Source organism: Streptomyces glomeratus (assembly GCF_021462825.1).
GTDB lineage: Bacteria > Actinomycetota > Actinomycetes > Streptomycetales > Streptomycetaceae > Streptomyces > Streptomyces glomeratus.
In genome coordinates, this window is record NZ_JAKEEB010000003.1 from 374,711 (window position 1) to 387,436 (window position 12,726).

At 71.9% G+C, this 12,726-nt stretch carries 11 protein-coding genes; 7 read left to right on the forward strand and 4 right to left on the reverse strand.

The annotated features are described in order from the left end of the window. Positions 1-36 precede the first annotated feature (36 nt). Genes LZ604_RS05550 through LZ604_RS05560 form a run of 3 tightly spaced genes read left to right on the forward strand, consistent with a single transcriptional unit; the run spans position 37 to position 2,202 of the window. The gene (locus tag LZ604_RS05550) at positions 37-1,230 is read left to right on the forward strand and encodes a sialidase family protein (protein WP_234513032.1); all 1,194 of its coding nucleotides are present in this window, start codon (positions 37-39) and stop codon (positions 1,228-1,230) included. Further along, the gene (gene npdG / locus LZ604_RS05555) at positions 1,220-1,924 is read left to right on the forward strand and encodes an NADPH-dependent F420 reductase (RefSeq protein ID WP_234513033.1); all 705 of its coding nucleotides are present in this window, start codon (positions 1,220-1,222) and stop codon (positions 1,922-1,924) included. Before LZ604_RS05550 ends, npdG begins: the two co-directional genes overlap by 11 nt. 38 nt (positions 1,925-1,962) lie before the next feature. Further along, entirely contained in the window at positions 1,963-2,202 is a 240-nt protein-coding gene (locus LZ604_RS05560) for a hypothetical protein (RefSeq protein ID WP_234513034.1), read from the forward strand. Here LZ604_RS05560 and LZ604_RS05565 read toward each other — a convergent pair. After that, the gene (locus LZ604_RS05565) at positions 2,192-2,989 is read right to left on the reverse strand and encodes a site-2 protease family protein (protein ID WP_234513035.1); all 798 of its coding nucleotides are present in this window, start codon (positions 2,987-2,989) and stop codon (positions 2,192-2,194) included. The genes LZ604_RS05560 and LZ604_RS05565 overlap by 11 nt on opposite strands. A 101-nt stretch (positions 2,990-3,090) precedes the next feature. On the opposite strand from LZ604_RS05565, the gene LZ604_RS05570 reads away from it, so the two are divergent. Both LZ604_RS05570 and LZ604_RS05575 read left to right on the forward strand, forming a co-directional pair. Then, positions 3,091-3,588, forward strand: a complete 498-nt coding sequence (locus tag LZ604_RS05570; protein ID WP_234513036.1) for a DUF6578 domain-containing protein — start codon at positions 3,091-3,093, stop codon at positions 3,586-3,588. Positions 3,589-3,683: 95 nt separating this feature from the next. Continuing rightward, the gene (locus LZ604_RS05575; protein ID WP_234513114.1) at positions 3,684-7,043 is read left to right on the forward strand and encodes an AfsR/SARP family transcriptional regulator; all 3,360 of its coding nucleotides are present in this window, start codon (positions 3,684-3,686) and stop codon (positions 7,041-7,043) included. 27 nt (positions 7,044-7,070) lie between these two features. Here the strand turns inward: LZ604_RS05575 and LZ604_RS05580 are convergent, their stop codons facing one another. The 3 genes from LZ604_RS05580 to panB form a co-directional block, all read right to left on the reverse strand. After that, positions 7,071-7,892, reverse strand: a complete 822-nt coding sequence (locus tag LZ604_RS05580; protein WP_234513037.1) for an ABC transporter permease — start codon at positions 7,890-7,892, stop codon at positions 7,071-7,073. Further along, entirely contained in the window at positions 7,889-8,914 is a 1,026-nt protein-coding gene (locus LZ604_RS05585; RefSeq protein WP_234513038.1) for an ATP-binding cassette domain-containing protein, read from the reverse strand. Before LZ604_RS05585 ends, LZ604_RS05580 begins: the two co-directional genes overlap by 4 nt. A 259-nt stretch (positions 8,915-9,173) precedes the next feature. After that, a complete protein-coding gene (gene panB, locus LZ604_RS05590; protein WP_234513039.1) occupies positions 9,174-10,061 on the reverse strand; it encodes a 3-methyl-2-oxobutanoate hydroxymethyltransferase in 888 nt (295 codons plus the stop codon). Positions 10,062-10,269: 208 nt separating this feature from the next. Here panB and LZ604_RS05595 point away from each other — a divergent pair, with 208 nt between their 5' ends. Beyond that, a complete protein-coding gene (locus tag LZ604_RS05595; protein ID WP_234513041.1) occupies positions 10,270-11,862 on the forward strand; it encodes an MFS transporter in 1,593 nt (530 codons plus the stop codon). Between the two features lie 104 nt (positions 11,863-11,966). After that, positions 11,967-12,587, forward strand: coding sequence for a TetR/AcrR family transcriptional regulator (locus tag LZ604_RS05600; RefSeq protein ID WP_234513044.1), 621 nt, complete (start codon positions 11,967-11,969; stop codon positions 12,585-12,587). Positions 12,588-12,726 lie beyond the last annotated feature (139 nt).

A 12,726-nucleotide genomic window follows, 5' to 3' on the forward strand; every position in this document is an offset into this window, starting at 1 on the left:
TGTCCCGTACCGCAGCCGTTCCGCCCGAGGAGCCGCATGACCGAGAACACCGGGGCAGTCGAGTCAGGCGAGGCCACCGAGACCCCCGAAGGGTCCGTTACCACCGAGGCCGTCGGGAGATCCGTGCCTTTCCGGGCGGGACGCGAAGGCCATGCCAGTTACCGGATCCCCGCCGTCGTGGCGACGCGAGCCGGTACCCTCCTCGCCTTCTGCGAGGGGCGGGTGGCCTCCGCCGCCGACCACGGGCACATCCACATCGTGCTCAGACGATCCCTGGACGGCGGCCGCACCTGGGGCCCGCTCCAGGTCGTCGCCCGCAACGGGAACGGCCTCGCCGGCAACCCCGCGCCGGTCGTCCTGGACACCGGCCGCATCCTGCTCGTCCACGTCCGCGCGGCGGCGGGCGCGACGGAGGACGCCATCCTGCGCGGCAAGGTCAAGGCAGCCGACGCGCGCCGCGTCTGGGTGCAGCACAGCGACGACGACGGGCTGACCTGGTCCGCCCCGCGCGAGATCACCGCACAGGTGAAGAAGCCGGGCTGGCGCTGGTACGCCACCACCCCCGGCCACGCCCTCCAGCTCAGCACCGGCCGCGTCCTCGTCCCCGGCAACCACACCCGCCCGCCCACCGGCACCGACACCGGCACCGAGGCCAAGTACAACAGCGGCCACTGCCTCCTCAGCGACGACCGCGGCGAGAGCTGGTACCTCGGCTACCTGGACGAGAACACCGACGGCTACGTCAACGTCAACGAGACCACGGCGGCCGAACTTCCCGACGGGCGCGTCTACTTCAACACCCGCAACGACTCCCGGTCCCCCGGCAACCGTGCCGACGCCCACTCCGCCGACGGCGGCCGCACCCTGGTGAAGCCCTTCCGCCCGCAGGCGGGCCTCGTCGCCCCCGTCTGCCAGGGCAGCGTCCTGCATCTGCGCGACCCCGACCTTCTTCTGTTCTCCGGCCCCGCGGACCCCGCCTTCCGCGCCCTGATGACCGTGCGCGTCTCCGCCGACGCCGGCACCACCTGGCGGCCCGCGTACCCCCTCGACGGACTGCCCGCCGCGTACTCCGACCTGGTCCGTGCCGACGCGGACACCGTCGGCCTGCTCTACGAGACGGGCGACTTCGGCGCCTACGAGACGATCACCTTCCGCCGGATCCCCGTGACCGCCCTCATCGGAGCGGCGGGCGGGACCGGAGCGCACGTAGAGTCGGCCCATGACCTCTAGCGACAGTGCATCCAAGGCCCCCGCCAAGGACCCCTGGGATCTCCCCGACGTCTCCGGGCTCGTCGTCGGCGTGCTCGGCGGAACCGGGCCGCAGGGCAAGGGCCTCGCCTACCGGCTCGCCAGGGCCGGCCAGAAGGTGATCATCGGCTCCCGTGTGACGGAGCGCGCCCAGGCCGCCGCCGAGCAGCTCGGCCACGGCATCGAGGGCGCCGACAACGCCGAGACCGCGCGCCGCAGCGACCTTGTGATCGTCGCCGTGCCGTGGGAGGGCCACGGCCCGCTCCTGGAGTCCCTGCGCGAGGAGCTGGCCGGCAAGCTCGTCGTCGACTGCGTCAACCCGCTCGGCTTCGACAAGAAGGGCGCCTACGCGCTCAAGCCCGAGGAGGGCAGCGCCGCCGAGCAGGCCGCGGCGCTGCTGCCGGACTCGCGGGTCACCGCAGCCTTCCACCATCTGTCCGCGGTCCTCCTCGAGGACCCCGGGATCGAGCAGATCGACACCGACGTCATGGTCCTCGGCGAGGAGCGCGCCGATGTCGAGATCGTGCAGGCGCTGGCCGGCCGCATCCCCGGCATGCGCGGCGTCTTCGCCGGGCGGCTGCGCAACGCCCACCAGGTCGAGGCTCTCGTGGCGAACCTGATCTCCGTCAACCGGCGGTACAAGGCGCACGCCGGGCTGAGGGTGACCGACGTCTAGACCGGCAGGGCCGACCGGGCCCCGACCGGGCCCCGGGCATGGGGGACACTGGAGGCCGTACGACCACACCGTCCGTCCCTCAGGAGCCGACCCCCATGCCCCGCCTCGCCTTCTACGCCCTCGCCGTGTGCGTCCTGTCCGTCGCCGCGGCCGTCGTCTCCTTCGTCCAGGGCAGCTGGCTGGGGATCGTCTGGGTGCTGCTCGCGGGAATCTCGTCGAACATGGCCTGGTACTACGTCCGCCGCAGCCGGGACCGGGGCCGGTCGGTCACCGGCTGACGCAGACGTCGGGCGTGGGCCGCCAGAAGCGGTACAGCTCCTGACCGCAGTAGCTGTGCAGGTCGTCGATGCCCAGCGCGTTGAGCACGGAGTGGATCGCGTCGAAGAACGCGACGTTCACCGACGGCATCCACAGGATCGCGAACACGGCGAGCAGACCGAACGGCGCGAAGGGCTCCACCTGGCGCTTGACGTTGTACGACAGCCACGGCTCGATCACCCCGTAGCCGTCCAGGCCCGGCACCGGCAGGAAGTTCAGGATCGCGGCCGTGACCTGGAGCAGTGCCAGGAAGGCCAGGGCGAACCGGAAGTCGGCGGGCACCCCGTCCAGTGCGTGCAGCCAGAACGGGGCCGTGCACACCACCGCGAACAGGACGTTCGTCAGCGGGCCCGCCGCCGAGATCAGGCTGTGCCGCCAGCGGCCCCGGATCCGGTCCCGCTCGATGAAGACCGCGCCGCCAGGCAGACCGATCCCGCCCATGATCACGAAGAGCACCGGCAGCACGATGCTCAGCAGCGCGTGGGTGTACTTCAGCGGGTTGAGCGTGAGATAGCCCTTCGCGCCGATCGAGATGTCACCGCTGTGCAGGGCGGTGCGCGCGTGCGCGTACTCGTGCAGACACAGCGACACGATCCAGGCGGCCGTCACGAACAGGAACACGGCGACGCCCGGCTGTTCGGCGAAACCGGTCCAGGTGGCCCAGCCGGTGACCGCCGTCACGGCCAGCAGCCCGACGAAGACGGGGCTGATCCTCCGGTCGCTGCGCCGGGTGGCGGCGGTGGTCATGGGGCTCCCTGGACTCTGCGTGTGCGGCGGACTGCCCGACCGTACCGGGCACACCCGGAAAACGTCTCGCCGTCGGGACCGAGTTCCGCAAAGGTGGGGGCGTGGGTATCTGGAAGGTGTTCTACGCGGACTGGCAGATGGAGTGCTGCGGCACACCGTTCTCGGTGGGCGAGGAAGTGAGCTGGCCGTTGCTGCTCGCGGACGCCGACGACGTGCTCGGCGGAGGCTGGGACGACGGGCTGAGCACCTTCCCCGGATCGGTGGTGGAGGCGACCGGCGAGCTCCGGATGGTGCGGGCGGTGGACGGGCTGGTTGCCGCCCTGTCCGGGGACGCCGCGGGGGCGGACGGCCGTTTCGGCGGTCTGCTCTGTGTCGAGCGTCACAGCGATCTCCGGGCCGAGACGACCGGGCAGGTGCGCGCCATCCGGCTGGTGAACCAGACCTGGGCTCCGGTCTCGCCCGGCTCGCGCACGCATGTGCCCGTGCCCGGCGAGCGCTCGCTGGACGTCGTGTACCGCTGCCCGAAGTGGTTCGGCGAGGGACGGTCGGGCGTCCTCGTCGACCTCGATGTGCCCGGCGGGGCCCTGCAAGGCCCGTGACCGGCCCGCCCCGACTCACGGTTTACCCGCCTTCCCGGCCTCACTCCGGGCGGGGGCCCATGAGCAGGGCGGTACTCCTCTCGCCACCGGAGACAATGGACCCCGTGCGCTATCGCATCCTCGGCACCACCCAGGCATTCTGCGCCGACGGCACGCCCGTCCCGATCGGCGGGGCACGGCTGCGTGCTCTGCTGACCGTGCTCGCCCTGCGGGCCGGCCGGCCGGTCCCCGTCGCCCTGCTCGTCGACGAGGTGTGGGACGGCGACCCGCCCGCCGACGCCACCGGCGCCCTGCAGGCGCTGGTCGGACGGCTGCGCCGGACGCTCGGGCCGGACGCGGTGGAGTCGGCGGACGGCGGCTACCGGCTGGCGGCGGCCCCGGACGACGTCGACCTGCACCGCTTCGAGCGGCTCGTCGGCGAGGGTCTGCGCGCGCTGGCCGACGGCGACCCGGGGAAGGCGGCGGTCGTGCTCGACGACGCCCTCGCCCTGTGGCACGGGCCCGCCCTCGCCGACCTTCCGGACCGCGCCGCGGAGGGGGCCCGCTGGGAGACCCGCCGCCTCGACGCGCGGCGTGGCCGCCTGGCCGCCGCCCTCGGCCTCGGCGACGGGGAGCGGCATCTGCCCGAGCTGACCGCCCTGTGCGACCTGCATCCGTTCGACGAGTCCCTCCAGGCACTGCGGCTGCGCGCGCTGCGCGACGCGGGCCGTCCGGCCGAGGCCCTGGCCGCCTACGAGGACGTACGACAGCTGCTGGCGGACCGCCTCGGGTCCGATCCGGGGCCGGAACTGCGGGCGCTGCACGGGCAGTTGCTGCACGGACAGGCGGCGCGCGTCCCGGCACCCGTGCCGTCCGGCGCCCTGCCGCACGCCGACGCCCCGCACGCCACGGTCCCGCACACGCCCGCCGCACCTCCCGGCGGCACGGGTCCCGTCCCCTCGTCGCGCCCCGGCAACCTCCGGGCCCGCCTCACCTCCTTCGTCGGGCGGGACACCGACATCGAGACCCTGCGCGGTGACCTCGCGGCCGCCCGGCTCGTGACCCTGCTCGGGCCCGGCGGCGCCGGGAAGACGCGGCTGTCCCAGGAGGCCGCCGAGGCCGTGGCGCGCGAGGCGCCGGACGGGGTGTGGCTGGCCGAGCTCGCGCCCCTCGACGACCCCGAGGCGGTGCCCGAGGCCGTGCTGACCGCCGTGGGAGCCCGGGAGACCGTGCTGCGCGGCGCGGGCGCCGAGGAGATGCGCGTCGTCGCCGACCGGCACGACGACCCGCTCCTGCGGCTCGCCGAGCACTGTTCCCGTCGCCGCATGCTGCTCATCCTCGACAACTGCGAACACGTCGTGGACGCCGCCGCCCGCCTCGTCGACCATCTGCTGCGGCACTGCCCCGGGCTGACGGTCCTCGCCACCAGCCGTGAACCGCTCGGCGTACCGGGAGAGTTGCTGCGCCCGGTCGGACCGCTGCCGCAGCCGTACGCGCTGAAGCTGCTCGCCGACCGCGGCGCCGCCGCCCGGCCCGGCTTCCGTGTCGACGCCGACGAGGAGACCGCGGCGGCCGCCGCCGAGATCTGCCGCCGTCTGGACGGACTGCCGCTCGCCATCGAACTGGCGGCGGCCCGGCTGCGGATGCTGTCGCCGCGCCAGATCGCGGACCGGCTCGACGACCGCTTCCGGCTGCTCACCTCCGGCAGCCGCACCCTGCTGCCCCGGCAGCAGACCCTGCGGGCCGTCGTCGACTGGTCCTGGGACCTCCTGGACGCGGACGAGCGCGCGGTGCTGCGCCGGCTGTCCGTCTTCTCCGGCGGCTGCGACCTGACCGCCGCCGAGGCCGTGTGCGGACCTGCCGCGCTGGAGGCGCTGGGCTCGCTCGTCGACAAGTCCCTCGTGGTGGCCGCCCCTTCGGGCGACGGACAGATGCGCTACCGGCTCCTGGAGACCGTCGCCGAGTACGCCGGCGAACGGCTGGACGAGTCGGGTGAACGGTCCGACGCCGAGCGCGCGCACCTCACGTACTACCGCGAACTGGCCCGCACCACCGACCCGTTGCTGCGCTCGTCGGCCCAGCGCTCCGCGATGGAACGGCTGCAGGTGGAGTACGAGAACCTGCGCACCGCGCTGCGCCGTGCCGTCGCCGCGCACGACGAGCAGGAGGCGCTGTGTCTGCTGCTCTCGCTGTGCTGGTACTGGCAGATGCGGGATCTGCGCGCCGAGGGCCGTATCTGGTCCACCGCCGTCATGGCGCTCGGCCCCGATCCCTTCGTGCCGCCCGCGCGGCCGGTGCCCGATCTGCCCGAGCGGTGCACCGACAGCCCGCCGCCGATGCGCCCGGAGCTCCTCGAGGAGGCCCGCCGCGGCGCCCACCTCGTCCATTTCGCCTGCATGGACATGGAGTTCCAGGCGTGGGACACGCCGCAGGCCAGGGAGAAGCTGCGCGTCGTCAGCGAGACCTACCGTCCCGGCCAGCCGCAGACCTGCCGGGTGCCCGGTTCCCTGTGGTTCTTCGCGGTCCTGCTCAGCGCCGACCTGGACCGGATGCTCGCGGTCCTCGACGAGTCCGTGCGCACCTGCCGTGAACTCGGCTACACCTGGGAGCTGGCACAGACCCTCCAGGTGCGCGCCAACATGCTCGCCAACCGCAGCGACTGGGCGGGGGACGCGGCCCGGGACGCCGACGAGGCACTGGAGATCTTCCGCCGGCTCGGGGACGCCTGGGGCACGGCCGAGGCCCTGTCCGCCCGCGGCGAGGCCCGCGAACGGCGCGGCGACTGCCTGCCCGCCGCCGACGACTACCGGGCCGCCCGGGAGTACGCCGAACAGCTCGGCGCCCGCACCCAGATGGCCGTGCTCGGAGCCCGTCTGGGCAGTGTGCTGCTGGAGGCCGGGCAGGGGGAACAGGGGGAGCGGCTGCTGCGCGAGGTCATCGAGGAAGTCCACGACACGACGAACGGCGCCAATCCGTTCGCCCGGCTCTCCCTGGCGTGGTGGCTCAGCCGCACCGGCCGGCTCCCCGAGGCACGCGAGCAAGTGCGCATCCTGCGCACAGAGTTCGGTGCCTTCACCTTTCCGGTCTTCGACGGCATCGTGCTCGGTCTGGACGCCTGGCTGGATGTGCTGGAGGAGCGGTACCCGCAGGCCCTGGCCAGGGTGCGGCAGGCGCTCGAGCGGGCCGGGGACCGGATGGCGGTGATGATCGCGCCCCACCTGACCTCGATTCATCTGACGACCGCGGCGATCGCGCTCGCCCGTGCGGACGGCGGGAGCCGCGCCCGGGACGCGGCGGTCTGTCTGGGTGCCGCCGACGGGCTGCTGCCGCCCGGCCACTTCCAGGCAAGGATGGAGCGCGAGACCCGGGCCAGGGCGGAGGCGGACGTGCGGGCCGTGCTGGGCGACGCGGCGTACGAGGCCGCGTACGCGGAGGGCGGCGGCCTCTCCGCGAAGGAGGCCGCCGCCCTCGTCTGACGCGGGCCGGCGGTGCCGCCCGGCCGGTCAGCTCTTGGTGGTGAACTTGCGGATGGCGATCGGCGCCATCACCGCCGTGAGGACGACCGACCAGCCGAGGGTCATCAGCACGTCATGGGCGACCGGCTCGTGGCCGTTCATCAGGCCGCGGGCCGCGTCCGCGAGCGTCGACAGCGGGTTGTAGTCGGTGAAGGCCTGCAGCCAGCCCGGCATGGTGCTGGTCGGGGCGAAGATCGACGAACCGAACTGCAAGGGCATCAGCACGAGAAACCCCATCCCTTGGACGGCCTGGGCGCTCTTCATCACCACGCCCAGGGTCAGAAAGATCCACATGACGCCGAATCCGAAGACCATCGACAGGCCTATGGCCGCGAACAGGCCGGGCACGTTCGACACCGACAGGCCGAGCAGGAAGCCCACCGCGAGCAGCACCGCCGTGGCGACCAGCATCCGCCCGATCTCCACGGCGATCTTGGCGATCAGAACGGAGCCCCGGCTGATGGGCAGCGACCGGAAGCGGTCCATCACGCCCTTCTGGAAGTCCTCGTTGAAGCCGGTGCCGACGCCCTGGGCGATGTTCATGCCCATCATCGCCATCAGTCCGGGGACCACGTAGTTCACATAGGCGTGCCGGTTGTGGGTCCCGGAGATCGCGCCGCCGAACACGAACACGAACAGCAGGCAGAAGACGATCGGGAACAGGATCGCGTCGAACATCGACTCCGGGTCCTGGCGGATCCACAGCAGGTTGCGGCGGACCAGGGCGCCGATGTGGCGCAGATTGCCGCGCAGCCCGATGCGGCCGTCGGCGACCGGTGCGGTGGGCGCGGTGACGGTGGCCGTGCTCATACGGCGACCTCCTCGGGGGCGGGGGACGCGTCCTGCGGGGCACTGGCCTTGTGGCCGGTGAGGGACAGGAACACCTCGTCCAGGCTGGGCAGTTCGGTGGAGATGGCGGCGAGCGTGATGCCGCGGGCGGTGAGCGCGCCGAGCACCGCGGTCAGCTGCTCGTCGCTGAGGATCGGTACGAGGACGGTGCCGGTCTCGGTGTCCACGGTCGCGTGGCCGGGGCCGGTGAGGCCGAACTCGTCGAGGGTCGTGGCCGTCGGGCGCAGCTCCCGCGGATCGGCCGGACGGATGCGCAGCGTGCGACCGCCGACCCTGGCCTTCAGCTCGTCGATACGTCCGCCCGCGATGACCTTGCCGCGGTCGATGACGGTCAGCTCGGAGGCCAGCTGCTCCGCCTCCTCCATGTACTGGGTGGTGAGCAGCACGGTCGCACCCTCGGCGACCATCCGCTTGACCTCGGTCCACACCTCGTTCCGGGTGCGGGGGTCCAGGCCGGTGGTCGGCTCGTCCAGGTACAGGACGGCCGGGTGCCCGATCATCGAGGCGGCGAGGTCCAGTCGCCGCCGCATGCCGCCGGAGTACGTGCGCGCCGGGCGCTTGGCGGCCTCCGTGAGCGAGAACCGCTCCAGGAGCCCGTCGGCGCGGGCCCTGGCCTCCTTGCGGGGCAGGTCGAGGAGCCGGCCGATCATGTACAGGTTCTCGAAGCCGGAGAGCTTCTCGTCGACCGACGCGTACTGGCCGGTGAGACCGATCACGCGGCGGGTCTGCCGCGGCTGCCGTACTACGTCGTAGCCCGCGACGGTGGCGTGGCCGGCGTCGGGGGCGATGAGGGTGGACAGGCAGCGGACCAGGGTGGTCTTGCCGGCGCCGTTCGGCCCGAGCACGCCGAGGACGGTGCCCTCGCGCACATCGAGATCGACGCCGTCCAGCGCCCTGGTCTCGCCGTAGTGCTTGACCAGCCCCCGTACGGTGACGGCCGCGTCCGGGGCGGCCTCGCTGGGGTTGTTGTCGATTCGCGTCATGCCGACCAAGGTGTCAGCCGCCACCGACAAACCGCCTACAGGGCGCCGACAGCCACCGATGATTCCCCGACAGCCGGCGACGGGTCCCGGGCGAGCACAGGTCCGCGGGAGCCGAGCCGGTTCGGGAGCACAAAGAGCGACAGCCCGCCGACGGGGGAAGATCGGCGGGCTGTCGCGCGCCCCGCCAGGGGGGCGCGGGATACTGCGCGGCCGGCCTGAAACGGCCCGCAGTGGGTCGGTCAGCGCACCCGGCGGCCGCTCAGTGGACCGAGTGCTCCTCGAGCGGGAACGTTCCGCCCGTGACGTCCTCGGCGAACGCCCTTGCCGCGTCGCCCATGACCTGGCGCAGATCGGCGTACTTCTTCACGAACTTCGGCACCCGGCCCCCGGTCAGCCCCAGCATGTCGGTCCACACCAGCACCTGCGCGTCCGTCTCCGGCCCGGCCCCGATGCCGACCGTCGGGATGTGCAGCGCCCGTGTCACCTCGGCCGCCAGCTCGGCCGGGACGAGCTCCAGGACCACCGCGAACGCGCCCGCGTCCTGCACCGCCTTGGCGTCCCTCATCAGCTGCGCGGCGGCCTCCTCGCCCCGGCCCTGCACGCGGTAGCCCATCGCGTTGACGGACTGCGGGGTCAGGCCGATGTGTGCCATGACCGGGATGCCGGACTCCACCAGCAGTTCGATCTGGCGGTGCGAGCGCTCGCCGCCCTCCAGCTTGACCGCGCCGACCCCGGCCTCCTTCACCAGGCGGGTGGCCGAGCGCAGGGCCTGCACCGGGCCTTCCTGGTAGGAGCCGAAGGGCAGGTCGCCGACGATCAGCGCACGCCTGGTGCCCCGGACGACAGCGGCGGAGAGCATGGTCATCTCGTCGAGGGTGACGGGCACGGTCGTCTCGTACCCGAGGTGGCAGTTGCCCGCCGAGTCGCCGACGAGCATCACCGGGATGCCGGCCTCGTCGAACACGGACGCGGTCATCGCGTCGTAGGCGGTGAGCATGGGCCACTTCTCGCCGCGTTCCTTGGCGGCGGTGATGTCGCGGACGGTGATGCGTCGGGTGCTCTTTCCCCCGTACAGCGCCTTGCTGCTGTCGGAGGGCTTGAGCGCACCCTGGACGGGCTGCTCCTGGGCAGCCGGAAGCTGCGTCATCGCAACGGCTCCTTCTGTCATCTCGAGGCGCCCTGACGGCGTCCCCGGATCACCCCCATGGTGGCACTTCGTGCCACGGGCGGCTAGTGCCATGGGCGCCGGTGCCACGGGTGGCCACTTCTTAAGATCTACGTAAAGAAGTCAACGTCTGCGTAAAGAGTTTCGATACGAGACGGTTCCGTTTCGTAAATGCCCTAGGCTCATGACCATGACTACTCCAGCTGCCTCTGTCGAACGGCGGGTGCCGGAGGCGGTGCACCAGCGCCGATGGGCCATCCTCGGCGTACTGATGCTCAGCCTGCTGATCGTTGTGCTCGACAACTCCATCCTCAACGTCGCCATCAAGACGATCTCCACTCCGGCGCCGACCGGTCTCGGTGCCACCCAGAGCGAGCTGGAGTGGGCCATCAACGCCTACACCCTCGTATTCGCCGGGCTGCTGTTCACCGCGGGACTCCTCGGCGACCGCCTGGGCCGGAAGAAGACGCTGCTGGCCGGACTCGCCGTCTTCGGCGTGGGGTCGGCGCTCGCCGCGGAGTCCGGTTCCCCGGCCCAGCTCATCGCGTTCCGCGCGGTGATGGGCCTCGGCGCGGCCTTCGTGATGCCCGCGACGCTCGCGGTACTCATGAACGTCTTCGAGCGGGAGGAGCAGCCCAAGGCCATAGGTATATGGGCCGGCGGCGTCGGCCTCGCCATCGCGATAGGCCCGATCACCGGCGGTGTGCTCCTCGCCCACTTCTGGTGGGGCTCGGTCTTCCTGATCAACGTGCCGATCGTGATCCTCGCGCTGGCCCTGATGATCTGGCTGGTCCCCGACTCCCGCGACCCCCGCCCCGGTCGGGTCGACCCCGTCGGCGTGCTCCTGTCCGTCGTCGGCCTGGTCCTGCTCGTCTACGGCATCATCAAGGGCGGCCAGCTCGCCGACTTCACCGACACCAAGGTGCTGGCGACGATCGCCGCCGGTCTCGCCGTCCTCGCGCTCTTCGTGGTGTTCGAGAAGCGCAGCGACCATCCCTCCATCGATGTCGCGTACTTCAAGAACAAGGTCTTCTCCGCCGCCATCGCCGCGATAGCCCTGGTCTTCTTCGCGCTGATGGGCGTCACCTTCTTCTCGGTCTTCTACACCCAGAGCGTCCGGGGCTACTCGCCGCTCCAGACGGGTCTGCTGATGCTGCCGCTGGCCGCCGCACAGATGATCTTCGCTCCGCGCGCCCGGCTGCTGGTGGACCGGTTCGGCAACCGCGCCACGACCACCGCCGGCATGATCGTCATCGCGGCGATGCTCGCCGCCTTCGCCGCCTTGGAGGCGGACACGCCGATCTGGATCCTCGAGGTCGTCTTCTTCCTCATGGGCACCGGCATGGCCCACATCATGACCCCGACCAGCGTCGTCATCATGCAGGCGCTGCCGCGCGAGAAGGCGGGCTCCGCGTCCGCGCTCAGCAACACCTTCCGCCAGGTCGGCGGTGCGCTCGGTATCGCGGTGCTCGGCTCCGTGCTGTCGACGACGTACCGCGACGGCATCCAGGACAAACTGGCCTTCCTCCCGGCGGGCGTCCGGCACACCGCGGGCGAGTCGATCGAGGCGACGCTCGGCGTGGCCGCGAAGCTCGGCCCCAACGGCAAGGTGCTGGTCTCCCCGGCCAACGACGCCTTCCTGCACGCGATGCACGTGACGGCGCTGTGGGGTGCGGGCGTGGCGGTGATCGGCGCCCTCGTGGTGGCACTGTTCCTGCCCGGGAAGGCGCCCGTGGCGCCGAAGGGCAAAGAGGAAGCGGAGTTGGTGGCCGCGGACCACTGACGACCGCTGACGACGCGTCAACCCCGGGCACCGGCAGCGTGCGGGTGCCCGGCACCGCGCACACCGGGGAGAATGTCCCCAGTGAAGCAAGGACGGAGTCGAATGTGAGCCTCGCCGACAGCCGGCCCCAGCAGTACTGCCCCGTACGCGGACGCCCCCGCAGCGAGGCCGTCGAACGGGCCATCATCGAAGGTGTGATGAAGCTCATCGAGGACGGTGTGTCCCTCGCGGACCTGTCCATAGAGGGCATCGCCCGCACCGCCGGCGTCGGCAAGGCCACCATCTACCGCCGGTGGAGCAACAAGGAGGACCTCTTCGTCGACGTCATGCGCGCCACCGAGCCCGAGGACCCCGAACTGCCCGGTACCTCGACGCGCGACGACCTCGTCGTGCTCCTGGAGTCGCTGCGGCAGCGCGGCCTGGCCAGCCGCTCCTCGGCGATCCTCCACAACGTGCACGCCCAGATGAAGAGCAGCCCCAAGATCTGGGCCGCCTACCACGCCACCGTCGTCGCCCCCCGGCGCCGGCTCGGGCTCGAAGTCCTGCGCCGCGGGCAGGAGAACGGCGAGCTGCGAGGGGACGTGGACATCGAGCTGATGAACGACATCCTCGTCGGCCCCATGCTGGTGCGTTCCGTGCTGCGCCCCGACGCCGCGCTGGAGGAGGGCCTCGCCGAGGAGATCGTCGACACGGTCCTGGAAGGGCTACGGCCCGTCAGTTCCTGAGTTTCCCGGGCCCTGTGTGCTGGTTTTGTCACAGAAGGCCCCCTCGTGCCCGCCTCCGGAACTCCGGAGGCGGCCGTCCTCGTCCTCGTCCGCGTAAGGCCGTCATGGGACGGCGGGATCGGACCGATCATCCCCTAGG